This window comes from Nocardioides luti (assembly GCF_014212315.1).
In the GTDB taxonomy this organism is placed as follows: Bacteria; Actinomycetota; Actinomycetes; order Propionibacteriales; family Nocardioidaceae; genus Nocardioides; species Nocardioides luti.
Genome location: NZ_JACKXE010000002.1, coordinates 343100 through 366191 on the forward strand (window position 1 = coordinate 343100; position 23092 = coordinate 366191).

General features: G+C 70.3%; 27 protein-coding genes. 19 read left to right on the forward strand and 8 right to left on the reverse strand.

Annotated features, from left to right (window positions below; genetic code table 11):
- Positions 1–81: 81 nt before the first annotated feature.
- The 3 genes from H5V45_RS20635 (at position 82) to H5V45_RS20645 (ending at position 1747) form a co-directional block, all read left to right on the forward strand.
- Positions 82–432, forward strand: coding sequence for a hypothetical protein (locus H5V45_RS20635; protein WP_185254962.1), 351 nt, complete (start codon positions 82–84; stop codon positions 430–432).
- A 41-nt stretch (positions 433–473) separates the two neighbouring features.
- Complete coding sequence (locus H5V45_RS20640; protein WP_185254963.1) at positions 474–755, forward strand: hypothetical protein; 282 nt, start codon at positions 474–476, stop codon at positions 753–755.
- A 101-nt stretch (positions 756–856) separates the two neighbouring features.
- Positions 857–1747: a tyrosine-type recombinase/integrase gene (locus H5V45_RS20645; RefSeq protein WP_343061671.1), complete on the forward strand. Its 891-nt coding sequence runs from the start codon at positions 857–859 to the stop codon at positions 1745–1747.
- A 108-nt stretch (positions 1748–1855) separates the two neighbouring features.
- On the opposite strand, the gene H5V45_RS20650 is transcribed toward H5V45_RS20645, so the two are convergent.
- The gene (locus tag H5V45_RS20650; protein ID WP_185254965.1) at positions 1856–2455 is read right to left on the reverse strand and encodes a cadmium resistance transporter; all 600 of its coding nucleotides are present in this window, start codon (positions 2453–2455) and stop codon (positions 1856–1858) included.
- Positions 2452–2811 carry a Cd(II)/Pb(II)-sensing metalloregulatory transcriptional regulator CmtR gene (cmtR, locus tag H5V45_RS20655; RefSeq protein ID WP_185254966.1) on the reverse strand — a complete coding sequence of 120 codons (360 nt, stop codon included), beginning with the start codon at positions 2809–2811 and terminating at the stop codon, positions 2452–2454. Before cmtR ends, H5V45_RS20650 begins: the two co-directional genes overlap by 4 nt.
- A gap of 295 nt (positions 2812–3106) precedes the next feature.
- Between cmtR and H5V45_RS20660 the strand changes: the two genes are divergently transcribed.
- The 3 genes from H5V45_RS20660 (at position 3107) to H5V45_RS20670 (ending at position 4652) form a co-directional block, all read left to right on the forward strand.
- Positions 3107–3406, forward strand: coding sequence for a DF family (seleno)protein (locus H5V45_RS20660; protein WP_185254967.1), 300 nt, complete (start codon positions 3107–3109; stop codon positions 3404–3406).
- A complete protein-coding gene (locus H5V45_RS20665; RefSeq protein WP_185254968.1) occupies positions 3403–3618 on the forward strand; it encodes a hypothetical protein in 216 nt (71 codons plus the stop codon). The genes H5V45_RS20660 and H5V45_RS20665 overlap by 4 nt, the downstream gene beginning before the upstream one ends.
- Positions 3619–4223: 605 nt before the next feature.
- Positions 4224–4652, forward strand: coding sequence for a GNAT family N-acetyltransferase (locus H5V45_RS20670; RefSeq protein ID WP_185254969.1), 429 nt, complete (start codon positions 4224–4226; stop codon positions 4650–4652).
- Between the two features lie 173 nt (positions 4653–4825).
- Here the strand turns inward: H5V45_RS20670 and H5V45_RS20675 are convergent, their stop codons facing one another.
- On the reverse strand, positions 4826–5191 hold the full coding sequence (locus H5V45_RS20675; RefSeq protein WP_185254970.1) for a hypothetical protein: 366 nt from the start codon (positions 5189–5191) through the stop codon (positions 4826–4828).
- Between the two features lie 454 nt (positions 5192–5645).
- Here H5V45_RS20675 and H5V45_RS20680 point away from each other — a divergent pair, with 454 nt between their 5' ends.
- The 8 genes from H5V45_RS20680 to H5V45_RS20715 are packed head-to-tail and all read left to right on the forward strand — an operon-like array spanning position 5646 to position 13285.
- Positions 5646–6566, forward strand: a complete 921-nt coding sequence (locus H5V45_RS20680) for a DMT family transporter (RefSeq protein ID WP_185254971.1) — start codon at positions 5646–5648, stop codon at positions 6564–6566.
- Positions 6563–7507, forward strand: a complete 945-nt coding sequence (locus H5V45_RS22130) for a hypothetical protein (protein WP_185254972.1) — start codon at positions 6563–6565, stop codon at positions 7505–7507. Before H5V45_RS20680 ends, H5V45_RS22130 begins: the two co-directional genes overlap by 4 nt.
- Positions 7504–8313 carry a polyprenol monophosphomannose synthase gene (locus H5V45_RS20690; RefSeq protein WP_343061672.1) on the forward strand — a complete coding sequence of 270 codons (810 nt, stop codon included), beginning with the start codon at positions 7504–7506 and terminating at the stop codon, positions 8311–8313. The genes H5V45_RS22130 and H5V45_RS20690 overlap by 4 nt, the downstream gene beginning before the upstream one ends.
- Entirely contained in the window at positions 8310–9452 is a 1143-nt protein-coding gene (locus tag H5V45_RS20695; protein WP_185254973.1) for a glycosyltransferase, read from the forward strand. The genes H5V45_RS20690 and H5V45_RS20695 overlap by 4 nt, the downstream gene beginning before the upstream one ends.
- Positions 9449–10174 (forward strand): polysaccharide deacetylase family protein, encoded by a 726-nt coding sequence (locus tag H5V45_RS20700; RefSeq protein ID WP_185254974.1) that lies wholly within the window; start codon positions 9449–9451, stop codon positions 10172–10174. The genes H5V45_RS20695 and H5V45_RS20700 overlap by 4 nt, the downstream gene beginning before the upstream one ends.
- Positions 10171–11214, forward strand: coding sequence for a lysylphosphatidylglycerol synthase domain-containing protein (locus H5V45_RS20705; protein WP_185254975.1), 1044 nt, complete (start codon positions 10171–10173; stop codon positions 11212–11214). The genes H5V45_RS20700 and H5V45_RS20705 overlap by 4 nt, the downstream gene beginning before the upstream one ends.
- The gene (locus tag H5V45_RS20710; RefSeq protein WP_185254976.1) at positions 11214–12362 is read left to right on the forward strand and encodes a glycosyltransferase family 4 protein; all 1149 of its coding nucleotides are present in this window, start codon (positions 11214–11216) and stop codon (positions 12360–12362) included. Before H5V45_RS20705 ends, H5V45_RS20710 begins: the two co-directional genes overlap by 1 nt.
- A gap of 26 nt (positions 12363–12388) precedes the next feature.
- Positions 12389–13285 (forward strand): PIG-L deacetylase family protein, encoded by an 897-nt coding sequence (locus tag H5V45_RS20715; protein ID WP_343061673.1) that lies wholly within the window; start codon positions 12389–12391, stop codon positions 13283–13285.
- Here the strand turns inward: H5V45_RS20715 and H5V45_RS22795 are convergent.
- Together H5V45_RS22795 and H5V45_RS20725 are read right to left on the reverse strand one after the other, a co-directional pair.
- A complete protein-coding gene (locus tag H5V45_RS22795; RefSeq protein ID WP_343061674.1) occupies positions 13213–14295 on the reverse strand; it encodes a phosphatase PAP2 family protein in 1083 nt (360 codons plus the stop codon). The two genes, H5V45_RS20715 and H5V45_RS22795, sit on opposite strands and share 73 nt — an antisense overlap.
- An 88-nt stretch (positions 14296–14383) precedes the next feature.
- Positions 14384–15868, reverse strand: a complete 1485-nt coding sequence (locus H5V45_RS20725; protein WP_185254978.1) for a hypothetical protein — start codon at positions 15866–15868, stop codon at positions 14384–14386.
- Between the two features lie 149 nt (positions 15869–16017).
- Here H5V45_RS20725 and H5V45_RS20730 point away from each other — a divergent pair, with 149 nt between their 5' ends.
- The 4 genes from H5V45_RS20730 (at position 16018) to H5V45_RS20745 (ending at position 19484) form a co-directional block, all read left to right on the forward strand.
- Complete coding sequence (locus tag H5V45_RS20730) at positions 16018–16680, forward strand: phosphatase PAP2 family protein (protein WP_185254979.1); 663 nt, start codon at positions 16018–16020, stop codon at positions 16678–16680.
- Positions 16677–17306 (forward strand): DedA family protein, encoded by a 630-nt coding sequence (locus H5V45_RS20735; RefSeq protein WP_343061675.1) that lies wholly within the window; start codon positions 16677–16679, stop codon positions 17304–17306. Before H5V45_RS20730 ends, H5V45_RS20735 begins: the two co-directional genes overlap by 4 nt.
- 55 nt (positions 17307–17361) lie before the next feature.
- A complete protein-coding gene (locus tag H5V45_RS22800; RefSeq protein ID WP_185254980.1) occupies positions 17362–18036 on the forward strand; it encodes a response regulator in 675 nt (224 codons plus the stop codon).
- A gap of 65 nt (positions 18037–18101) precedes the next feature.
- Positions 18102–19484, forward strand: a complete 1383-nt coding sequence (locus tag H5V45_RS20745; protein WP_246416630.1) for an ATP-binding protein — start codon at positions 18102–18104, stop codon at positions 19482–19484.
- 374 nt (positions 19485–19858) lie between these two features.
- Here H5V45_RS20745 and H5V45_RS20750 read toward each other — a convergent pair whose 3' ends face one another.
- From H5V45_RS20750 to H5V45_RS20760, 3 genes are all read right to left on the reverse strand, one after another.
- Positions 19859–20077, reverse strand: coding sequence for a hypothetical protein (locus tag H5V45_RS20750; RefSeq protein WP_185254982.1), 219 nt, complete (start codon positions 20075–20077; stop codon positions 19859–19861).
- 97 nt (positions 20078–20174) lie between these two features.
- The gene (locus H5V45_RS20755; protein ID WP_185254983.1) at positions 20175–20726 is read right to left on the reverse strand and encodes a hypothetical protein; all 552 of its coding nucleotides are present in this window, start codon (positions 20724–20726) and stop codon (positions 20175–20177) included.
- A 78-nt stretch (positions 20727–20804) separates the two neighbouring features.
- Positions 20805–22313, reverse strand: a complete 1509-nt coding sequence (locus H5V45_RS20760) for an alkaline phosphatase (protein ID WP_185254984.1) — start codon at positions 22311–22313, stop codon at positions 20805–20807.
- A gap of 307 nt (positions 22314–22620) precedes the next feature.
- Between H5V45_RS20760 and H5V45_RS20765 the strand changes: the two genes are divergently transcribed.
- Complete coding sequence (locus H5V45_RS20765) at positions 22621–23043, forward strand: YkvA family protein (RefSeq protein ID WP_185254985.1); 423 nt, start codon at positions 22621–22623, stop codon at positions 23041–23043.
- The last annotated feature ends 49 nt before the right edge of the window (positions 23044–23092 follow it).

Sequence of the window (23092 nt, forward strand, 5' to 3'; positions counted from 1 at the left end):
TGCACGCTCATGCCGCTTTGAGGGCGGCTACGCTCCGTGCGAGCGCGCACGCTCTCGCGGAGCGACAGTACGTTGTCTTGCATGCCGATCATCGAGGTCACCTATGGCCCCCAGATAGAGGAGGACCAGCTCCTCAGGCTCAAGCGCGCACTGCCGCACGCGGTCTCGCTCGCGATCGACTGCCCAGAGGAGCCTTACGATTGGGCGCTTCGCCCGGGGGATGTCGAGATCCGTTTCCGTCCGCGGGGGCCGTACGACGTCAGCGGCCTTGAAGTAGTTGTCGAGATCCGGTCGAAGTGGTTTCCCAGCCGGGACGAGACGCGGCAAGAGAGATGCGACCAGCTCTGTGACGCGGTAGTCGAAGTGGCCGCGACGCCCAGCGTGGGGGTCTACCTATCTCTACCGATCGCGGCTTGGTCGCAGGGCGAGTAGACCGGTCGTGCGCCGCGGGTCGGGTTAGTAGCCTCGCTGGTATGTCCAGCAAGTCGGAACGGCGGGCCGTGGTCGAGGTAGTTGCGGAGTATCACGAGGCTCACTTGGCCGAGCTCGTCCAGCGGGTAGGCGACGGCGTTGACCGCTTTCGTACAGGGGAGCTCAACGCCTTCGAGGCCGACCAGGTCATCTTTCAGTACGGCCGTGCTGCGAAGGAGCTGTGGAAGTTCTGCAACCTTTCCGACGCCGAGCTCAGCGCCAGCATGATTCGTGACGGCGCAGCCGTCGACTGGTGGGAGCGGGGTGCGCCGAGGCACCGATGACGCCGGTGTCGATGAGGATGGAGGACCGGCGCGGAGTTGGCCGCCTTGACGTCGGGTTCCGCGGGTGACGCAGTGGGGAGATGAACACTGCCCAACTCCTCGTGCCTGGCGACGACGCCATAGCAACGCTTCGCATCGCCGTCGCGGCCTATCTCGCGCGGTTCAAAGGCCAGTCCCGGGTCCACACCGAGTCAGATCTGCGTTCCTTCCTCACCTGGTGCGGCCGGCAGGGTCTTGATCCTTTGGTGGCTCAGCGTCCCCATATTGAGCTGTTCCTCCGCTGGATGCAGGAGATCGGCCGCTACAAACCATCCACTGTCTCGCGTCGGCTCTCAGTCGTCGCCGGATTCTACCGCACCTGCGTCATCGACGGACTCCTTGAGCACTCGCCCGCGGAGTATGTCCGCCGTCCCCGAGTCTCCACCGAGTCCCCGACGCTCGGCCTCAACCACCTCCAACTCGAGGCGATGCTCACCGCGGGCAGGAAGTCCTCGAATGTCAACGACTTCGCCCTGGTGACCATGCTGGGTCTGCTCGGGCTGCGCATCTTCGAAGCAACCGGCGCCAACATCGAGGCCCTCGAGGAGGTGCACGGACACCGCGTGCTGCGAGTCCTGGGCAAGGGCGACAAGATTGCGCTGGTCCCGCTGCCACCTGCCGTGGGGCGCGCCATCGAACGAGCGGTCGACGGCCGGTTCGGTGGCCCGATCCTGAGGAGCCGTACCGGTAGCCGGATGGATCGCCACTGCGCCACCCGCAGACTCCGCGCCCTCGCCAGGGCCGCCGGCGTCTCAACCGCCCGCATGCACCCGCACATGCTCCGCCACACCTTCGTCACCACAATGCTCGACGCCGGGGTGGACCTCCGGGACGTCCAGATCGCCGCCAGACACGCCGACCCGAGGACGACCATGCGCTACGACCGAGCTCGCAAGAACCTGGACAGGCATCCCAACTACGTCCTGGCCGCGTACATGGCCTCAGGAACCTGAGCGCTCGCATGTGAACTCAACGCGGCAGATCCGGATGGCCGCACCGGTCGAAAATGCCACCTGACATCGCAACGGCCTCCACGTGAGCGTCCAACTCGCGTCGTCACATCAGAGGCCGAACGCTCCGCCGCCCCACAGAATCACGATGCCCAGTCCGATGAGGACGATCGGAAACAGCACATGCTCCCAACGCTCAAGGACCTCGTTGATACCCGGACGAGTGGCAACGAACTTCGCCAGCACGACCAGCGCCGCCACCAGGATGAGGAATACGACGCAGTACGCGGCAGTCGCGGCGGGACCCACGTTGAGGAAGACAGGAACGTAGACCCCGATGTTGTCACCACCGTTGGCGAAGGTGACTGCGGCGACCGTCCAGGCCGCCACAGACTTGCCCGCGACCTTCGCCTCGTCATCGTCATCGTCGCCGTCACGCCAAGCCTGCCATGCCGCCCAGAGGCCCAAGGCCAACGGGATGAGGCCGAAGTAGGGGATTGCCTCCTCGGGCAAGAAGGCTCCTGCCCCCAATGAGACGAGCACCGCTGCGGCCAAGATGCCAGCGAAGCCAAGGTACTGACCGGCCAAGATTCGAGTTGTGGTCCCGCTTCGTCCGGCTCCTCGGGCAAAGAACAGCGAGAGCACGATGATGTCGTCGATGTTGGTGGCAATGAACAGCCCGAACGCCTGAAGTGCGGAAGGCAGGATCACGCGCCGACCCCTCCGCTGCCGCACTCCGGCAGGGAACAGGCCGGGTCGATGCACGGTGCACTCTCGTCGACCGCGAGCGTGACCTCCACCAGGGCGGTGAGTGCTCGCGCCAGGTGCGGGTCAGCGATGGCATAACGCATCTGGCGACCCTGCGGTTCCGCGACAACGATGCCGCAGTCCCGCAGGCACGAGAGGTGGTTCGACACGTTGGATCGGGTCAAGCCAAGATCTGCCGCCAGTTCGGCGGGATACGCGGGCCGCTCCACCAGGATCATGAGCAAACGCGAACGGGTGGGATCGGCCATTGCCCGACCAAGCCGATTCATCACGTCCAGGCGCGTGGCGACGGTCAACATGGCCGAGACAGTACAGCAGTCGCTGAACTGTTGATCGTGTGGGGGGTAGCCCTGCCCGATGTCGGCCGTTGGCTCGACGCGCATCCGCGAGTGTGGTCGACAGAATGCCGACGCGCTCTCATCGCAGATCCGGGTGTTCCGGTACGCCGACAGGCGGTGGAGAGACGTACTCATCGCGGCTGTCAGGACGTGCCCGGATCGGAGGTCGAGCGCCACGCTCCCGTCGAGGGAGCCCGGGAGATACTAAAGGTCAAGGGGTCGGGGTGACCCACCATGCGGCTTCGGGAGGTTGGTCATGAAGGTCGAGTTGCTCTACTTCGAGGGCTGCCCGAACTGGACCGTGGCAGATGAGCGGCTGGCGCAGGCGCTGACGACCCTGAGGCGTGACGACATCACGGTGGAACGACGCCAGGTGGAGACCACTACTCAGGCCGAAGAGTTCGGTTTCACCGGCTCCCCGACGATCCGGGTCGACGGCCGCGACCCCTTCGCGACCGGTGAGCAGCACGTCGGGCTGGCCTGCCGGGTCTACTCGACCCCGAAGGGTCTGAGTGGCTCGCCGACGGTCGAGCAGTTGGTGGAGGTGTTGTCGTGAAGCGCCTCGTACTCATCGTTCTCGGGGGGTATCTGCTCGTCGCGGTCGGCAACAAGGTCGCGGAAGCAGCGGGCATGATGACGTGCGGCTGCGCCGACGACTGCTGGTGCAAGCGCCCCGGCTTGAGCCCGTTCCGGTGGGTATTTCCGTGGCGGCACCACGGTCCTCACACGGCTCAGGAGAAGGCCAATCTGGAGCCCGCGCAGGCGTAGCCGACGGGAATCCGGCGCCGGGGCGGACCGAGGACCCGTGGGCCCCTGTGGTGTCGCGCGATCAATCCCTGACAGAGCGGACTTGGAGTTCGGTGGGGCTCGTTTAGGGGAATAAGACCACCACCACAGCGGGGTCGTCCGGAATTCGGCATGAGCGGGCACGCGGCCAATCAAACTGGCGGGGCCTCTCCCCCGTCGCCAGTCACCTCGCCGCGAGTGATGCACCAGCCGCGAGGGAGGGACCTAGAGAACGGCCGATTTCTAGACGAATCTAGGCGGGCTAGTCAGCGCCAGCGCTCCTGCACGGGAAGCTAGTCTGTTACAAGCCCGGTACAAACGGCCGGGAAATCTCGACGTTTGCGCAGGTCAGCATGGGTCAGTCAGTCACTATTACGACATATAGTCACTTGTGCACGTAGAGCTCGAACTCACCGATTCGAGCGCGAGGGCTCCGGCTTGGCCGGAGCTTTCCTGCATCTCGAGATTCGGCGGGGCGAACGCGTCCTCTTCGCAGACGCCGCTACTGCCCGGCCGCCGGTGCGGAAGTGCATTCTCATATCGATGAGCGAATGCGTCATGTCCAGGCAACGTGACATGGTCTGTGCGTGATTACCACTCTGACGAGCGGCACGCTCGATGCTTGCGTCTCCCTCTACGTCGATACCTTCAGCGCGCCGCCGTGGAACGAATCTTGGAATGCCCGTGATGCCGCGCAGCGGCTCGGCGACTTCTACTCCACTCCTCGCGCCCACGGTGTCTGCTCGTTGAACTCGGACGGCGAAGTGCTTGGGTTCGCTCTCGGTCATCTTGAACGTTCAGGAGTCGATGACCACTTCCTTCTGAAAGAGATGTGCGTACGCACAAGCATGCAGCGCAGGGGGCACGGCACCCGGTTGCTTGAGGCTCTCGCAGACGATCTCGGACATGTGCGGCACTGGTACCTCCTGACTGCTCGTGACAGCGACGCGTCAGCCTTCTACGAAAGGAACGGCTTCCGCCCCGCCGGGCGCATGGGCGTCTTCGTCCGTCCGTGACGAGAGCAGAGCACCATCGGCCCTCGCGCGGGAGCCTCTGTCCGCTTCTGCCGCGAAGCGTGCGGATCGATCGGTGACGACATGCTTCGTGAGAGGCAACAGGCTAGATGCCCGCTGCCGTTACTGAGATGTGATCTGCCCACGCCTTCTCGGACTTCTCCAGACTCATGTTCTCAACCTGGGATGCCGGCAGGTGGACCACCTAGAGCAGCGCGTCGATCAACCACTTCGGGGACCGGTTCGGGCTTGTCGGGCTCCGGGATCGCGGTCAGGTTCCGGGCCTGCTTGGCGAAGAGCTCCAGGACGTCCGAGAGCGCCTTGGTCTGCGGCGAGGCACCGGAGATAGAGACGCGTTGCCTGATCTCCGCATACACCTCGCTGCCCTTGCGGTAGCCGACCGCCCATACCCCCGAAACCTCGATTAGGTAGTCGCCGGTGTCGTCTCGCACCACGCGCCACACCACCCGCCAGTCACGGTCGCCAACGGTGATCTTGCGATAGCCGATGAGTCCGCCCAGCAGGGGGTCCCCGGCGTTCACCGGTTCCGGATTTGCGCTTCCGCGACTTCGTGGCCGTCCGGAGCTGCTGTAAGGGTCACGACATCGCGGTAGCGCCCCGGGGCCAACGGGTTAGAAGGCTCGCCGGTATGTCCAGCAAGTCGGAGCGGCGGGCCGCGGTCGAGGTTGTTGCTGAGTATCACGAGGCTCGATTGGCCGAGCTCGTCGACACAAAGCTGACGAACTCTTCGCGCCGGTGGCCTCAGAGGCTTTCTGATGGCTGCTCGGCTGGGTGCAAAGCCCTGCCCCGAGAGACTCACCTTTGAGGTCTGTGTCGTTCAGTCGACGGGTCGGTGGGACCCGAGCACTCGGAGGCGCCGGGGTGTTGCGCCGGAGCCTTCATCCTGGCTTCACCTGGCCTTCCTAGCGTCGTCGGTGTTCGCGAGCGCGAGCACACGTCGTGCGCAAGGAAGGCCCAGCGATGACACACGTTGCCATGGTGGCCGTTAGCCTGGCCCTCTGCTCCGCCCTGACGTTCGGGTTGTCGACCTCGTTGCAGCACCGGGCGGCGACGGCCCTCGCCGATGTCGCCCCCGGGCGCCTGTTGGGCCGACTCCTACGACGCCGCGAGTGGCTGGTCGGCATCTGTCTCAGTGTCCTGGCGTTCGGCCTGCACGCCTGGGCACTGGGCAGCGGGCCCCTCTCACTGGTGCAGCCGGTGATCATCAGCGGGGTCGTCTTCGCCGTGCTCTTCCGTTCGGCACTCGATCGCCGGTGGCCGTCGCGACGCGAGCTGGGCTGGGTCGCGCTCACGTGGTCGGGGTTGGTCGTCTTCATCGCAGGCACGGGCGCCCCCGAGTCCACCCACCTGCCGGCCCATGCGCCGCTGGTGACAGGAGTCCTGGCCGTGGTCGCCGCCGTGTCCACTCGCCGCGGTGCCCAGGCGGCCACGCCCGAGGGTCGCGGCCTGTGGCTCGGCACCGCCGCGGGCATTCTCTTCGGACTCGTGGCGGCCATGATCAAGCTGGTCCTGGTCGCCGCATCGCACCATGCGGGAGCGCTGTCCGTCGCCTGGCCGATGACGGCCATGCTCCTCGCGGGGCTGTGGGCCGTGGCCCTCAACCAGCGCGCGTACCAGACCACTCGCCTGTCGGTGTCGATGCCGGTGCTGAACGTCGTCGATGTGCTGGTCGCCCTGGCTTTCGCCGGCATCGTCCTCGGGGAGCGCCCGGGACTCTCTCCCGCTGGCCTCGCCGCCCAGTGCCTGGGGCTGTTCGCCATCAGCTGGGGGGTCCGTCAGCTCGCCCGGGTCGAGGAGCGCGCCCACCCGGCACCCGACCAGGACGCACTCCCTCCCCCTGCTGCCGACCCCGATCTCCACCCTGCCCAAAGCCTCGCTACCAGGAGCCCCTCATGACCCCTGCCCTCATTGCCCTGGCCCTCGGGGCCTTCGCCGCCCTGCATGCCGCCAGCTGGGGCGGATTCAAGGACGCCCCCTTCGAGGGCTTCCGTTGGCGCAGCTACGCACGCAGCCTCCTGCTGGGGGCGGCCGTCGCGGGACTCGTGGCGCTCTGGCTCCCGGTCACCTCCCCGAGATCGGCCGTCACCCTGATCGGGGTCACCTACGCCCTCGAACGGCTTGCGACCGAGTGGTGGAAGAGCATCGTGCGGGAGGACGACCAGTCCGCGTACACGATCCCCATGAGACTGGGCATCCGGGGCAGGACCATCGACGACCGGCGGACCCGCTACCTGGCGGGATCGGTCGTTGCCCTGTTGGTCGCGCTCAGCCTGCTCGTTATGCACCTCCTCCAGGCCGTCGCCCCGACGGCGCCGACCTGGCTCGTGGTGCTGACCGTGGGCGGTGCTGGCGGCTGGGCGACCGCGGTCGGTGGAGCCTGGAAGGACGCGCCGGTCGAGGGTTTCAGTGGGTGGAAGTTCCTGCGCAGCCCCCTCGTGGCCACGGCCTGGGCGCTGCCGCTCTCGATCGTGACGCACAGCTGGCCGGCACTCCTGCTCGGCGCCGCTGGTTTCGCTGTCGCCAGCATCGAGACCTACAAGACCTTCTTCACCGGTGGCCGGGCGCCCGGCAAGTTCGCCGGCCGCCCGGTGCGCTCGACGCTGCCCCGGCTGCGCCGCGCTCTCGCGACCCAGAACGCCGCCTGGTGGTTGGTCATGTCCGCGGCGTTCGCGGCCAGCATCCTGAACCCGCTGAGCCCGCTCGGCGCCCTTCCAGTCCCGACCGGACCGGTCACCGCCACCTTGCTCAGCGTCGCCGCTGGCGCCGTTGGCCTGGCGGGCATGGTGACCGTCCGCGGCCACAGCAAGCGGCTCCTGGCCCTGGACGTGACGCTGTGAGCCTCACGGGGACCCCGCGGGGAGCGGACGTTCCCCGGTCCATCCTCGTCGTCATCCCGACCTACGACGAGGCCGAGAACGTCCTCGCCGTCCTCGAACGCATCCACCGGTCCGCTCCCGGGGTGCACGTGCTCGTCGTCGACGACCGGAGCCCTGACGGGACGGGCGACCGCGTACGTGAGTACGCCCGCCATCGCACGGACACGTTCCTGGAGACCGGTCGTGCCAAGACGGGCCTCGGCACGGCCTACCGGACCGGGTTCGGCTGGGCCCTGGCCCGCGACTACGACGCCATCGTGCAGATGGACGCCGACCTCTCGCATCCTCCGGAGCAGATCCCCGCCCTGGTCGCGGCGCTGGTGGACCACGACGTCGCCGTGGGGTCGCGATACGTCGAGGGGGGACGGGTCGACGATTGGAAGCGGTCTCGACGACTCGTCTCGAGAGCGGGCAACCGCTACGTCCGGATCGTGCTCCGGCTGCCCGTGAGCGATGCCACGGCCGGGTTCAAGGCCTGGAGACGGCAGGCGCTGATCGGCATTGGCGCGGTCGAGAGCACCTCGAACGGGTACTGCTTCCAGATCGAGAACACCTGGAGGGCGAGCCGCCTCGGACTCCGGATCGCCGAGCTCCCGATCACGTTCATGGACCGGGACGCGGGTGAGTCGAAGATGTCGGGGAAGATCGCCCTGGAGGCGGTGACCCGGGTCCTCGCCTGGCGCCTGGGCGAGCTCTCCGGCTGCCGTCCCGCACGAGTATCGCCGGGCTCCCGCACCGCCTCGGATGAACGGATGCGGGTCCGATGACCATCCTCCGTCAGCCCCTCGACCGGCGGGCCCCGCTCGGCTCGTCCGTGGAGGACGGCACCGTTCGCCCGGCCGTGCCTCGGGTCCTGATCGTCTCCGCGAGCGTGGGCGCCGGTCACGATGGTGCCGCAACCGAGCTCGCCCGTCAGGCGGCAGCGGCAGGGTACGCCGTCGACCGGGTGGACTTCCTCGACCTGTTCCCGCGCGGGGTCGGTGGGCTGCTGCGGGCCGCCTACCGCATCCAGCTCAGGTCCGCACCCGCCACGTGGGGGTGGCTGCTGGCGCGTCTCGAGCACGGCGGTGGGCGCCGGTGGGCTGCCCGCGTCGCGGCGCGCCTGACCCGCAAGCGGCTGCTGCGTGCCTGCGCGCCGGACCCGACCCTGGCGGTCTCCACCTATCCCCTCGCCAGCCAGTCGCTGGCCGACCTCAGGCTCCGTGGACTGCTCGGGTGCCCCGTCGTCACGTTCCTCACCGACATGAGCGTCCACCCCCTGTGGGTGGCGCCCGGGGCGGACCTGCACCTCGCGCTGCACGCCGAACCCGCCCGGCAGGCCGCTCGGCTCGGCGCCCGCGGCGTCCGCATCGTCGGGCCCGCGGTCTCGCCCGCCTTCACCGCCGTGACCCCGACGTCCCGCGCCACCGCGCGCTCCCGGTTCCGTCTCCCGACGGAAGCCCCATTAGGCCTCGTGGTGGCGGGGTCCTGGGGGGTCGGCGACATCGTGCGCACCGTCCACGACCTGCTGGCCGCGGGTGTCGTGACGCCGGTGGTCGTGTGTGGCAGCAACGCGGCCCTGCGCCGTCGACTGGAGAAGGTCCCGGGCGTACGCACCCTGGGTTGGGTCGACGACATGGCCTCGCTCATGCACGCGTGTGACATCGTGGTCCAGAATGCCGGCGGACTCACGTCCCTGGAGGCCCGGGAGTGCGGACTCCCCGTCGTCACCTACCGCTCGTTGCCCGGTCACGGGCACTCCAACAGCCAGGCCCTCGAGATAGCCGGCTGGACCATCTGGGCCCGCGAGCGCGCCGAGCTCGTGCCCGCCCTCCTGCTCGCCCTCGGCCACCGTCCGACCGTCGAGCCATCGGTCTGCGTCCCCTGGGCCGGGCTGCTGGACCAACCCCTGTTGATGACGGCATGAGCGCCACCAGAACCGTGGCCGTACTCGGGGCGGCCGCCGGTGTCCTGCACCTGGCTCCTGCCACCACGGCGCTCGGGCCGGTCCGCCGCCTCGGCCTCGACCGGCTCTCCGGCGTCGGGTCGAAGGAGCGGGTCGCGATCACCTTCGACGACGGTCCGGACCCGGCCTCGACGCCGGCGTTCCTGGACGTGCTTGCGGACCTTGACGTCCGGGCGACGTTCTTCCTGCTGGGGAGGATGCTCACGCGCGCACCCTGGATGGGCCTCGCTCTCGTCGAGGCCGGCCACGAGATCGGGGTGCACGGGTGGGACCACCGCCCACTGGCGTTGCGCGGGCCCGGAGCGACGTACCCGGACCTGGCCCGCACCTGTCGAGAGATCGAACGCCGGTGCCGGGTGACTCCTACCTTTTACCGGCCGCCGTACGGCGTGCTCACCTGGTCCGGGCTCGCCGCGGCACGGCGGTTGTCGCTGAGCCCGGTGCTCTGGACGGCCTGGGGAGCGGACTGGCGCCGCTCGGCCAGCCCGGCTTCCATCCGGGCCACGGTCGGGCGACGCCTCCAGCCGGGAGGCACGGTCCTGCTCCACGACAGCGACTGCACCTCGTCACCCGGCTCGTGGCGGGCCACCCTCGAGGCGCTGCCCGGCATCGTCGCTGACATCCGTGGGGCCGGGTTGACGCCCGGTCCGCTGGGCGCGCACGGTCTCGGAGGGGCGCGATGACCCGCCGCAGGATGGTGAATGGCGCCCGGATGCTGGCGGTCGTCGCCGGGGCCGTAGCCCTGCTGGCGGTGGCGCTCCCGTCCGTCTCCGGGATCGACTGGCGCCCCATCGCCGCGGCCGTGGCCCACGTCCCCGGGAGGGACCTGGCGCTGCTCGGTGTCCTGTGGGCGTCCGGTCTCGTGCTGCACACCTTCACGCTCACCGCAGCCCTCCCGCGCCTGACCCACCGCCGCGCCCTCACCCTGAGCCTGACCGGGAGCGCCGTGGCGAACGTGCTGCCGCTCGGGGGTGCGGCGGGCATCGCCCTGAACTACCGGATGGTCCGGGCCTGGGGCTTCGGGCCCCGTGACTTCGCGACGTACACGCTCGTGACCAACGTCTGGGACGTGCTGGTGAAGCTGTGCCTGCCGGTGATCGCGCTCTCCTGGCTGCTCGCGAACGGCGAGGTCGTCGCGGGACCGATCGTCACCGCGACGGTCGTGGCGACGTCGCTCCTGGCGCTGCTCTCCGCGACGCTCGTCGTGACCCTCCTCAGTCGACGCGTCACCGCCGCCGCGGGCGCCATCGCCGATCTGGCCCTGCTGCCCGTGCTGCGGCGGGTGGGGTCGACCCGGCGCCCGGACGTCGCGGCACGACTGCTGCTGGTGCGCGAGCAGTGTGCCTCCGTGGTCCGGCGGGGCTGGGCGCGGCTGACCGGCGGCATGCTGGCCTACACCGCAACCCTGGCCGTGCTGCTGTGGGGCTGCCTCACCGTCTCGGGTGCGGGGCTGCCCGTCGCGGCCGTGTTCGCCGGATTCGCCCTCGAGCGGGTGCTCACCCTGGCGGGACTCACGCCCGGCGGTGCCGGGGTCGTGGAGGTGGGTCTCGCCGGTCTGCTGCTGCTCCTGGGGGGTGACCCTTTGGGGGTTGTTGCGGGCACCGTGCTCTACCGGGCGTTCACCTTCGGGCTCGAGATCCCCGTGGGCGGTGTCGGGCTGGTCGGTTGGCTCTGGCTTCACCGGCAGCCCCCCGCCGGCTCCGGCGAGAGCGCGGCGACCTGATGCGCATCCTCCACGTCACCGACTGCTACCTGCCGCGGATCGGCGGCATCGAGATGCACGTCCGGGACCTGTGCCGGGCGCAGCGAGACGCCGGCCACGACGCCCTCGTGGTCACGGCGACCGCAGCCGGCCCGAACGCGGAGTCCGACGACCCCTGGGTGCACAGGCTGCGCCCCGACGCCCGGTTGCTGCTGTCCTCGGCCACCGGCGGCGACGGCCTGGCCGGACTCCTCGACCAGTACCGACCCGACGTGGTGCATGCCCACGTCTCCGTCTTCTCGCCGTTCACCGTCGGTGCGGCCCGTCAGGCGGCCGCGGCCGGGCTGCCCACGCTCGTCACCGTGCACTCGATGTGGCAGGGACCGGTCCGGCGCGTGATGCGCGCGCTCTTGCTCGGGTTGAGCCGCGAGCCAGTCGCCTGGTCGGCGGTCAGTCGCAGCGCGGCCGAACCCGTGCGCGCGGTCCTCGCGGATCGGGTTCCTGTCCTCGTCCTCCCCAACGCCGTGGATCCCGGATGGTGGCGCTCGGAGCCGGCGCCGGTGCCGGCCGTCCCGACGATCGTGAGCGTGATGCGGCTGGCCCGCCGCAAGCGACCGCTCGCCCTGGCCAGGATGCTCCGCAAGGTCAGGGCCACCTTGCCCGCCGACCTGCCCCTGCGCGCCGTCATCGTCGGCGACGGGCCACAGCGGCCCGCGCTGGAGGCGTACCTGGCCCGGCACGCCACGTCCTGGGTGGAGGTCCGGGGACGCCTGGACCGCGAGCAGATCCGGTCGCTCTACGCCGAGTCCACCGTGTACGCCGCACCCGCGACGCTCGAGTCGTTCGGCATCGCGGCGCTGGAGGCCCGATCTGCGGGGCTGCCGGTGGTGGCCAGCACCCGCGGCGGGGTCGGCGAGTTCGTCACCGACGGCGTCGACGGGCTGCTCGCGCATGACGACGACGACATGGTCGCCGCCCTGGTCCGACTCGTCGGCGATGCCACGTTGCTCGCCTCGATCACGGCCCACAACCGCGCCGAGGTCCCCCGCCTCGACTGGCCGGCAGCCTGCACGGCCTCACTGGCGGCGTACGCCGTTGCCGCCCGACGCGCCGGGACCGAGGCCGTCGGTTCGACCCTCGCCCAGGCCGTCGCCGGGCAGCGCTCATGACCATCCCGTCGCCGAGGTTCACGCTCGTGTCGTTCCACGCCCACCCGGACGACGAGGCCCTGCTGACGGCGGGCACCCTGGCGCGCGCCGTCCGCGACGGGCACCGGGTGGTGGTCGTGGTCGCGACGACGGGCGAGGCGGGGCTGTCGGCCGGGTCGCCCGAAGGTCTGGCCGCGACGCGGACCGCGGAGCTCGAGGCGTCCGTCGCGGCGATCGGCGCCCATCGCGTCGAGGTCCTCGGCTTCGCCGACTCGGGATTCTCGGTCGACGACGCCGACGGATCGAAGTTCCCGCCCGATCCGGACGCCCAGCGCTTCTCGGATGTCCACGTGGAGCTTGCGGCGCACCGCCTCGCCGCCATCCTGGTCGAGGAGGGCGCCGACGCCCTCACCGGCTACGACCCGGCGGGCGGCTACGGCCACCGTGACCACGTCCAGGTCCACCGGGTCGCGGCGCGCGCGGCCGCGCTGGCCGGTACGCCGCTGCTGCTCGAGGCGACGATCGACCGGCGGTTGCTCCTCCCGGTGCACCGGGTGCTGCGCGCCATCGCCCGCCTCGTCGCCCTCCCCGCGCTGCCTGATCTGTCGCGCGCCTATACCGCACACGCGGACCTGACGCACCGCGTCGACGTCCGCGGCCACCTCGACGCCAAGCTCGCCTCCATGGCGGCCCACGTGAGCCAGGCCTCCGCGGACGAGGGCGTGCGCACCCTGGCGCTGCTGCTGCGCCTGCCGCGGCCGGTCGCTCGCCGGGTCCTGGGCACGGAGTGGTTCCGGGAGGTCGGCCGACCCGGAGGCGCACCCCTGCTCGACGACATCTTCGCGTCCCTGCGGTGCCCCGACCCGGACGGTCAGCGGACCGCTGCTGCCTCGCGCCCGCGCCGCAGCGGGCCCTCGACGGGTCCCGTCCGACCCCGCGGGTAGATCGTCAGGCGGCCGAGGCCCACCGCGACGAACGCGAGTACCAGGCCCGCTAGGTCGTCGACGGCGAAGTGCCAGCCGAGGTAGACGGTGGCGAGCAGGGTGCCCCCCAGGAAGACCGTCATCGCCCTGGCCGTCCGGCGCAGCCCGTAGTAGCGGGCCATCAGCAGGAGCACCGTCGTCACCGCGACGTGCAGGCTCGCGAACGCCGAGATCTGCGCGAACGAGTCGCTCGCGGCGGGGTGCGCCAGCAGGTGGGCGCGCTGGGCGACGTACCGCGCCTGGGTGTCCTGGATCATCGTGTGCGGCAGCCCGGCGAAGTCCTGCGGGGCCGAGTGGAACGGCCCGAGCGACGGGATCAGGTAGTAGGACCCCACCCCCAGGATCCACACCCAGACGGCCGACGCGATGAAGACGTAGCCGTCCCGGACTCGGGTGGTCAGCGTGATCGCGGCGACGAAGGACACCGTGGCGAGCCACGAGAAGGACTCGTAGACCACCATCAGGACGTAGGCCGCGACGTGCTGGCCGAGCAGGTCGTGCAACAGCACGGCCGGGCTGTGGCCGAGGAACAGCCAGCGGTCCCAGCCCAGGAGCATCGCGTCCCGCGGTGCCCGCAGGACGTCCGAGCTCTTGAGGTTGTGGTAGCAGAAGTAGACCAGGTGGTAGGCCAGGAGCGCGCTCGCGACTAGGACCAGCCGCTCCCGGTTCCACCGGGTCCGGAGCACGTCGAGGGTCCGCCGGGCCGTCCACCCCCGACGGCAGACCCGGAGCGCGGCGTCGACCAGGGACAGCACGACAAAGAGCCCCAGCGAGATGCCGAGGCGGGAGAGCAGGATCGCACCGTGCGGGTCACGCAGCGGGATCCCCACGGCGTACGAACGGGTGAGGGCGACGGCGGCGAAGACCGCCGCAACGACCCAGAGGCGCACGACCCAGGGCGGCCACGGGTCGCTGGCGTGGCCCTCGGCGTCGAGGGTCGTCGGTGCGACCCGGCTCGTCGAGGTGGTCACGCGCGCTCGCTCTCGTCCGGGGGTTGGCTCGATCCACCCACGATGCAGGAGCCAGCGTGAAGGGACGATGAAGGGTGGTGCGCGCAGCTCAGCAGTCGTCGCTGGACACGCCGGTCGGGCGCGACACGCCCTTGACGAGATAGACCGGCACGTCGCAGACCGTCGCCACCTGGCGGTAGTGCTCGGCCAGCGTCCGCGTGAGGATCCCGCTGTCGTCGATGCCCCAGGAGTTCTCGGGTGTGCCCTGCACGTACCAGGTCGGTGCGTCCGGGCCGCTCAGCCGTCGGGTCAGCAGTTCGAGGTCTGGGTCGAGCACCCGGAGCGTGAGGCTCCACAGGTAGGGGTAGGCCGGGCGGAGTCCCGAGTCCAGCAGGATGTTCGGGTGCCCGTAGCCCACGTAGCCGGTGTCGCCGGGCCGGTCGACCGAGGCCAGGTAGCCGACGAGCGCCGCATCAACGTGGTTGTTCGCGGGCCGCGCGAGCAGGTTGCCCATCCCGACCACGCAAGCGACCGCGACAGCGCCCACGAGCAGCACCGTGACCCGAAGCTTCCCGCGGCCGGCCAGCCACCCGACACCGAGAACGACCGAGGGGACCAGCGCGACGAGGTAGTGCGACCAGTAGCTGCCTCCCAGCACGATGCCGGCCACCTCGACGACCAGCATCGCGGCGATGCCGACGGGCACCGGGTCCAGCCGACGGATCCGGACCACGACGTGCCCGACGACGTACGCCGTCAGCGGCAGCAGCCCGCTGACCAGGACCAGGCCCCACAGACCCCAGGCCCGCCGATCCGGGGCCGACAGGCTGTGGGAGTCGATGGCCCGGCTGGCGTCGACCCGGAAGCCGTAGAGCGTGTACAGCAGGGTTCCTGTGCCGGCGGACGCGGTGGTGACCCACCAGAGGACGAGCAGGAGCGGCACCAGCGCGCCTAGGAGGCCGCTCACCACGACCCGAGCGGCCACCCGGGGGGCCAGGTCGCGGCGCGCGGCGGCGGCAACGACCAGGGCAACGGGGAAGGCCAGCGCGTCGACGAAATTCTGCTTCACGAGCACCGCAGAGACGGCCGCGACCCCGGCCAGCACGGCGTACGCCGCGGCCCGCGACCCGGCGGCGCCGGGCCGGACGGCGCGGAGCGTCAGCGCCACGCCGACCATCACCAGTGGGGCAGCAAGGATCTCGGCGTCCACCTCGGGCGCCCCCAGCAACGGCGAGGCCGCGAGGACGGCCGCTGACGCCGCCGACCAGCGCGCACCGCGGACGCCACCGACGGACCAGCCCGAGGCCCCGGCCGCCGCTACCAGCACGACCACCGCGACCATCGCCAGACCGCGCCCGGCGACCACGCCACCCAGGGCGTCGGCCGCACGCCAGAAGGCGATCAGCAACGGCGGCCGATCCACCCACAGGCTGCCGTAGAGTCCCGGTCCGCCGCCGTGCCAGTGCCGCGCCACCAACAGGTAGCCCGCCTCGTCCGGGTAGGACGGGCGCCAGGTGAACGGCAGCCGCAGCAGCACGGCGACGAGCGCGGCGAGCGTCACCGAACGAGTCGCCGCTGTGGCCTCGGTGCGCATGACCCGACGCTAGGAGCGGCGGATGAAGCCAGCATGAAGGTCGCCCGGCCCCAGGACAGCAAGGGCCCGCCCTTCATCACCCCTTCATGCGCGACACCTAGCGTCGCGGTGAACGGCCGCCCGATGCGGCCCCTGCTCACGGAGGACCGATGGAGACCCTGTTGCCGGCTCAGGCGGGTGCCTTCCTCCACGACGCCTCGCTGTTCCGCCACGTCAACGACCTCGCCCGCACCACGCCCTGGCTGCACGAGCCTGCCCGCTTGTTTGCGACGTACGGCGTGGTCCTCTTCGCCGTCCTGCTGCTCTGGTCCTGGTGGTCGGCGGTCCGAGCCGATGACCAGCGCGCCGTTGGCTCGTCCCTCTGGGCGCCCCTCGGGATGCTGCTGGCACTGGCCATCAACCAGCCGATCGGACGGTTGGTCGGTGAGCCGCGGCCGTACGCCGTGCTCGGCCACGTCCTGGTGCTCGTGCATCGGACCTCCGACTTCTCCTTCCCCAGCGACCACGCGGTGATGGCGGGGGCCGTGGCGGCCGGAGTGCTCCTCGCGCACCGCACGCTCGCGGGTGTCGGCCTGGTCGCCGTGGTGGCGGCACTCCTGATGGCCTTCACCCGGGTCTATGTCGGCGCCCACTTCCCCGGTGACGTCGTCGCCGGCCTGGCGCTCGGCGCCGTGGTGACCCTGATCGGTCACGTGCTGACGAAGCCGCTCCTGCTGGCCCTGGTGCGGCGACTCGCGGGCACTCCCCTGCGCCGCCTGGTGGGCATCGCCGATCGCCGGCCCGCCCCGGCCGGCACTCCGGCGCCGCGGTGATCGAGAACGCCGCCGCCCACATCCTCGACCTGCCCCCCTGGTTGGCGCTGGTCCTGGTCTTCGCTCTGCCTGCACTGGAGTCGTCCGCCTTCGTCGGCTTCGTCTTTCCCGGTGAGATTGCCCTGGTTCTGGGCGGGGTCCTCGCGTTCGAGGGCAAGGTGTCGCTGGCGGCCGTCCTGGCGGCCGGGATCACCGGGGCGGCCGTCGGCGACTCGATCGGTTACGGCGTCGGGCGGCGCTACGGGCGCCGGGTCCTCAATGGCACGCTGGGCCGCTGGATCAACCAGTCGCACTTCGATCGGGCCGAACGCTACCTCGCTGCTCGCGGCGGGCGGGCGGTCTTCGTGGGCCGTTTCACCGCGGCCTTGCGGGTGATGGTGCCCGGCCTGGCCGGTATGGCGCACCTGCGATACCGCACGTTCCTGTTCTTCAACGTAGCGGGCGCCGTCGCCTGGGGCACGTTCTCGGTGTTGCTGGGCTACCTGGGCGGGAGCAGCTGGCGGCAGGCGGCGAGTACGTCGTCCCATATCGGCCTGGCGTTGTTCGCAGTCGTCGCCCTGGCCCTGCTGGCGGGGTGGCTGGTGCGCCGGCGCCGCGCCCGGTCGGGCACCGAGGACTTCACCTGACCTTCACGGACCGGCGGTACCGTCGGCGGGTGCCTCAGTTCAGGATTGTGACCCCGTGAAGGTGCTCGTCGCCGAGGACGAGCCGCGCCTGGCAAGCCTTCTCGAGCAGTCCCTGGTGGAGGTCGGTTGGGACGTCGATGTCGTCGCGAACGGGCGCGAGGCCTACACCGCGGCGCTCGGCGACACGGCGTACGACGTGCTCCTGCTCGACTGGATGCTTCCCGGCATGGAAGGCGTCACGGTGTGCCGGAAGCTCCGCGAGGCAGGGGTGCGGACCCCGGTCCTGATGCTGACCGCCCGGACCACGGTGCCGGACCGGGTCACCGGGCTAGAAGCCGGTGCCGACGACTACCTGCTCAAGCCCTTCGACCTCGACGAGCTCATCGCCCGGCTGCGGGCCCTGCACCGCAGGGCGCGCGACGAGTACGACGAACCGCTGCGGGTCGGCGACCTGGTGCTCGACCCCGAGGCGCGTCGCGTCCATCGCGGATCCACCGAGATCGAGCTGTCCGCCCGGGAGTTCGACATCCTCCAGCTGCTCCTCTCGCGGGCCGGCCGGCTCGTGACCCGGTTCGCGATCCTCGACGAGGTCTGGGACGGCGACACCGACGTGAAGAGCAACGTGATCGACGTCCACGTCGCCTCCGTGCGCGCCAAGATCGACCGCCCCTTTGGGACCAACACGATCACGACGTTGCGAGGCTCCGGCTACCGCATCGACCCGGCATGACGGTGCGACGCCGGCTGGCCCGGCTACCGCTTCGGGTGCGACTGGTGGCCGGGTTTTCTGCCACCATGTTCCTGGTGCTCTCCGCCATGGGGGCGTTCGTCTACTGGCGCGTGCACTTCGCCCTCGATCGCCAACTCAACGGCGACCTCACCTCTGACACCAGGGTGCTCGCGCCGATGATCGGACCCGACGGGAAAGTCCGCTCCGGAGGCCGCGACGTCGTTGACAGCGAGCTCTACCAGGTCCTCGACCGGGACGGAAACGTGCTGAGCGCCAGCCCCACACTGCAGACCCGCGCGCTCGTCTCACCCACGATGGCTCGCGAGGCACTCCAAGGGCCGGTGCTGCGCAACGTGGGTGCCCTGCTCCCCACGACCCGAGATCCGCTGCGGGTGTACGTCACCCAACTGCCCGGCGCCGAGCGACAGCAGGCCGCCTTCCTCGTGGTCGCGGTCCGCCGCAACCACCGCGACGAGGCCCTTCTAGAGCTCCTGGTCCAGCTGAGCGTCGCGGGCTTCGTCGCGCTGCTCGCCACCGCAGTCGTCGGGGAGCGGCTCGCCCGCTTCGCACTCCTCCCGGTGGAGCGCTACCGCGCCCGCGCGGACGACATCATCGCCGGCGACACGAGCGTGCGCCTCGAGGTCCCTGCGCATCGACACGACGAGGTCACCCGGCTCGGCGAGACCCTCAACACCATGCTGACAGCGCTCGAGGGCGCCCTTGAGCGCGAACGCCAGTTCGTCAACGACGCCAGCCACGAGCTCCGCACACCCCTGACGCTGCTCACCACCCGTCTCCAACTGACGCGCCGACGGCTTCGGTCGGTCACCGAGTACCAAAGCGTGCTCGCCGAGATCGAGACTGACGTGCTCCGCCTCGTTGGTCTTACCGAGCACCTCCTCAATGCTGGGAGCCACCAAGGCACCGGGGACGTCAGCGCCGACCTGGCGGCGCACGCAGTCGCTGCCGTCGAGCGCCGCAACGCCCTAGTCCAGGCGTCGGATCACGCTGGGCTCTCCGTGACGGTCGGCGAACCGGTTCGAGTCCAGCTGTCAGAGGCTGCGGTCGACCAGGTGATCGGCAACCTGCTCGACAACGCGGCGCGACACGGGGCTCCCCCCGTGTCGCTGAACGTGGACCAGACCGGCGGGTTCGGTCGCATGGCGGTCGTCGACGTTGGAGACGGCATGAATCCCGACCTGTTGGCGACCGCGACCCAACGCTTCACCCGAGCGGCCGTTTCCCGCGCACGTGAGGGGTTCGGTCTCGGACTCTCCCTCGTCGAGCGCATCGTCCTCGGCGCCGGCGGCGAAGTGCGCCTCTGCTTCGCTGGCCACCACACGCGGCATGGCGTATCGAGCAGGCTGGACGAGGTGGCGTGCGAACACACCGAGGCCATGACCGTTACCGTTCTCCTACCGATCGCCGAGACTCAAGCCCAGCCGTGAAGCTCGCCGCTGCGAATCCCCCGTTCACGCACGACGCCCATCAGCGCACATCAAATCCTGTCCGCCGAACCTCGACTTCACCCCGCACGTTTCACGGCCACTGCGCAATTGTCCACCGCACGGTCGGTCCTAGCCCCACCGTGCCAACACAAAGTCGGACGACCCACACCGATAGGCCCTCGTCATCGGCCCTATCAGGTGCAGCGCGGCTGGAACCATGTCGGGTGCCAGCGAACACATGCGTGGTCTCGGGACGCTTCCGAAGTCACCAGGCGAACCGTTGGGCCGCTGGCCAGCCCGCGTCGCAGACCAACATCACGCGCACGGCAGGCCTTCGGCCTGCATCATTGGACCAACGATGGACATCCCTGCCGTCAAGGCCTGCAGGGAGGCTCGCTGCCCTGAGGTACGCCGGGGTGCAGGTCCTCGAGCAGCTCCAGCTCGACTCCCGGCGGCGGGGACTCCCCGACCATGTAGGCGAACTGACGCACCGCGATGCCACCGACGGTCGGGTGCCACCACAGGAGTGCCAGCACGCCGCGGCTGCGCCGGTCACGCACCCACAGCTCGCGTCGGCGCAGCCCGCAGGCCATGCACTCCCCCTCGTGCCACCGGTGCTGGGGCGGTCCCGCTCGCGGCCGGCCGGTCACCGACATGCCGGGCCGGCCCGCTCGGAGGAGGTCGGCACGATCACTCGTTGACGAGCACGGGGACGCCGACGGCCGCCGCCACGACGGCTCCGCGGAGGCCACCCGGCACGCCCACGACCACGTGCTGGGTCTCGTCGGGAGCACCGGCCCTGTCCTGGTGCAGGGTGTGGTGGCGCACGGCCCTCCGGGTGCCCAGGAGGTCCCCGCGAGCGTCGTAGAAGCCGACGACGACCTCCAGCTCGAGCAGGTCGCTGACGTCGCTGGTCACGGTCAGGTCCCCACTGACGCGGCCGTCCCCGAGCCGGAGGCCCGACCAGGTGTACCGGTCGTCGAAGGGGCCGGCGACCCGCGCGACCGCGCCGGCGGCCGGGCGCGCCGTGTCGAAGCCCGGCAGGGTCGGCTCGCCGGTCGCGGGCGCCAGCCCGGGGAGCGCCGTGCGCGCCCCGTCACCGGGCACCTCTCCCGCGCTCACCACCTGCTGGCGACGCTCACCGGGGCCACGGTCGTCGGCCGCGACCCGCGTGACGACGAAGCCGACGAGCAGGGCCGCCACGGCGACGGCGGCCAGGGTCCATCGGGGGCTGGGCGTCATGGTCACTCCTCAGGGGCCGCACGCCGGCCCGCTGCTGAGCGGGCCGGCGTACGGCGGGTTGGTTGGGCGGGTCCGGCGTCAGCCCGTGACACCCAGGGCCGCTCCGACGACGTCGAAGAGGTCGGTGTTGTCGACGCTGCCCTGCAGCTGCTCGGAGCCCGCGCCGTACGAGAAGATCGGCACGTCGGCACCGGTGTGGTTGCCCGAGAGGTAGGTCAGCCAGAGGCTTGCCTCGGGCGACCCGTCCTGCACGCCCGCCGCGTCGTCGGGCGTCCGGAAGGTGGCGGGCCCGAAGTTCTTCGGGTCGGCCGATCCGGACCCGTTGACGATGCCGCTGGAACGCGCCGGGTCCTTGGCGCCGCTCGTGGGCCGCGACGGCGTGGAGCTGTTCGCCGGGTTGCCCGCGTCGACGTTGGCCGGCGGCACGGCGGCCTCGGCGTTCGTGTAGGTGCCCTTCTCGATGATGTTGAAGCCCGCGCACTCGTGGTCGGCGGTGACGATCACCAGCGTGTGGCCGTCCTTCTTCGCGAAGTCGAGCGCGACCTTGACGGCGTCGTCGAACGCCTTGGTCTCCTCGAGCGTCTGCGCCGCGTCGTTGGCGTGCGACCGCTTGTCGATCAGGGCGCCCTCGACCTGGAGGTAGAACCCCTTGCCGCCCCGGGCCTTCGCCGAGAGGAGCTCGATGGCCTTGCTCGTCATGGTCGGGAGCGTCGGCTCCTGGGCCTGGGCCGCGTCCGGGTGCTCACGCTTGAACTTCTCGACCGTCAGGTTGCCCTTGTTGAAGAGGCCGAAGACCTTGCTGCCCCGAGCGGCAGCAAGATCGCTCTTGGTCGCGACGGTCTGCGTGGCGGGCGAGCCGAGGACCGTGTAGCCCTGGTCGCGCAGCGCCGCCTCGTCGTCCGCGTCGAAGCGGGCGAGACCGCCGCCGAGGATCACGTCGGCCGTGCCGTTGCGCGCGATCTGGTCGGCGATCGGCGTGACCCGCACGTCCGAGGTCGGCAGCGGGGCGCCGGTCACGGCCGGGTCCTGGCAGGCCGCCGCGGAGTACGTCGGTCCCTGGCAGCCGCGTGCGAGGGCGTGGCTCATCTGGCCGGCCGGGGTCGCGTCGGTGATCTCGGCGGTCGACACGTTGCCCGTGCGGAAGCCGTCGTTCTTGGCCAGCTCCATCAGGGTCGGGACCGTGTTGCCCTTGGCATCGACACCCAGCGCGGCGTTGTAGGTCTTGACCCCGGAGGACCACGCGGTCGCCGCGGAGGCCGAGTCCGTCACGAGGTTCGGGGAGAAGTCGCTCTCGCCGGGCTGGCCGGACTTCTTGTTCACGGCGTACGTCGACACCTGTCCGGTCGACGGCAGGGTCTCCATGACCAGGTGGCCGTTCGCTCCGTAGTAGCGCTCGCGGGCCGCGGTCACGTGGGTCCTGCCCATCCCGTCGCCCAGGAGGTAGATGACGTTCTTGATGCGCCCCGAGTTGTCGTGACCCGAGGCTGCCTCGGCGGTCGTGCTCGCGGCCGCGAGCGCCGAGCCACTGATCCCGGCGAGCAGCACCACGGCCACGCCGGCCGAGCGCTTCGACTTCGAAACAGACATGTGCGTCCTTCACAGGAGGAGAGCGGTGCGAGTCACCGCCGCCGCGGACGCTAAGCAGGTTGCGCAGCCATCTCGGTCGTAACCAACGGCCAACCGGTGACCGCCGCGTGAATTCAGGTTGTCAAGGTCCTCACCGGCGATGGGCACAGCGTGCCCGGCCAGGACGCCGGCGCGAGCCAGGCCGATACCATCCTCGCTACGGCCAGCTGTGAGAGCGTCTCATCGAGCGATGTCACTCGCTGGACGGTGACCAACGTTCCAGGACGAGCTGACGCTTCAGCGCGACGCTCGGAGAAATGAGTAGCTGATGTGGTGGCAGTCTGTCATCGGTGTGGTTGCCGGACTGGCGCTCGTGTGGACGGGACTGGTGGGTTGCCTGTATTACCTCGGGCGCAAGCAGGACAATCCCACCCGTTTCAGCGACGTCCTTCGTCTCCTGCCCGACGTCCTCGTCTTAGTTCGTAGGCTCGCCTCGGATCGCACGCTGCCGCGAGGCGTCCGCGTCCGGCTCGCGATCCTCATGGGTTACTTGGTGTTCCCCATCGACCTCGTCCCCGACTTCATCCCCGTGATCGGGTACGCCGACGACGCCATCGTCCTCGCCCTGGCACTGCGATCAGTCGCCAGGATCGCTGGCAACGAAGCGCTTGAGCGACACTGGCCAGGCACACCAGCAGGCCTGCTGACGGTCAAGCGACTCGCCAACATTCCAAACTCAATCAGCAGGTGACACGACGTCGGCATCAGCCGTCGGCCCGTTCGCCACATGACGTCGGACC

Excerpts from the sequence above, each read along its gene's own strand:
- H5V45_RS20635 (WP_185254962.1), top strand. The coding sequence starts at position 82 with ATGCCGATCATCGAGGTCACCTATGGCCCCCAGATAGAGGAGGACCAG.
- H5V45_RS20640 (WP_185254963.1), top strand. The coding sequence starts at position 474 with ATGTCCAGCAAGTCGGAACGGCGGGCCGTGGTCGAGGTAGTTGCGGAG.
- cmtR (WP_185254966.1), bottom strand. The coding sequence starts at position 2,811 with ATGTTGACCGTCGCCACGCGCCTGGACGTGATGAATCGGCTTGGTCGG.
- H5V45_RS20660 (WP_185254967.1), top strand. The coding sequence starts at position 3,107 with ATGAAGGTCGAGTTGCTCTACTTCGAGGGCTGCCCGAACTGGACCGTG.
- H5V45_RS20680 (WP_185254971.1), top strand. The coding sequence starts at position 5,646 with ATGGTGGCCGTTAGCCTGGCCCTCTGCTCCGCCCTGACGTTCGGGTTG.
- H5V45_RS22130 (WP_185254972.1), top strand. The coding sequence starts at position 6,563 with ATGACCCCTGCCCTCATTGCCCTGGCCCTCGGGGCCTTCGCCGCCCTG.
- H5V45_RS20695 (WP_185254973.1), top strand. The coding sequence starts at position 8,310 with ATGACCATCCTCCGTCAGCCCCTCGACCGGCGGGCCCCGCTCGGCTCG.
- H5V45_RS20700 (WP_185254974.1), top strand. The coding sequence starts at position 9,449 with ATGAGCGCCACCAGAACCGTGGCCGTACTCGGGGCGGCCGCCGGTGTC.
- H5V45_RS20705 (WP_185254975.1), top strand. The coding sequence starts at position 10,171 with ATGACCCGCCGCAGGATGGTGAATGGCGCCCGGATGCTGGCGGTCGTC.
- H5V45_RS20710 (WP_185254976.1), top strand. The coding sequence starts at position 11,214 with ATGCGCATCCTCCACGTCACCGACTGCTACCTGCCGCGGATCGGCGGC.
- H5V45_RS20725 (WP_185254978.1), bottom strand. The coding sequence starts at position 15,868 with ATGCGCACCGAGGCCACAGCGGCGACTCGTTCGGTGACGCTCGCCGCG.
- H5V45_RS20730 (WP_185254979.1), top strand. The coding sequence starts at position 16,018 with ATGGAGACCCTGTTGCCGGCTCAGGCGGGTGCCTTCCTCCACGACGCC.
- H5V45_RS20745 (WP_246416630.1), top strand. The coding sequence starts at position 18,102 with ATGTTCCTGGTGCTCTCCGCCATGGGGGCGTTCGTCTACTGGCGCGTG.
- H5V45_RS20750 (WP_185254982.1), bottom strand. The coding sequence starts at position 20,077 with ATGGCCTGCGGGCTGCGCCGACGCGAGCTGTGGGTGCGTGACCGGCGC.
- H5V45_RS20755 (WP_185254983.1), bottom strand. The coding sequence starts at position 20,726 with ATGACGCCCAGCCCCCGATGGACCCTGGCCGCCGTCGCCGTGGCGGCC.
- H5V45_RS20760 (WP_185254984.1), bottom strand. The coding sequence starts at position 22,313 with ATGTCTGTTTCGAAGTCGAAGCGCTCGGCCGGCGTGGCCGTGGTGCTG.
- H5V45_RS20765 (WP_185254985.1), top strand. The coding sequence starts at position 22,621 with ATGTGGTGGCAGTCTGTCATCGGTGTGGTTGCCGGACTGGCGCTCGTG.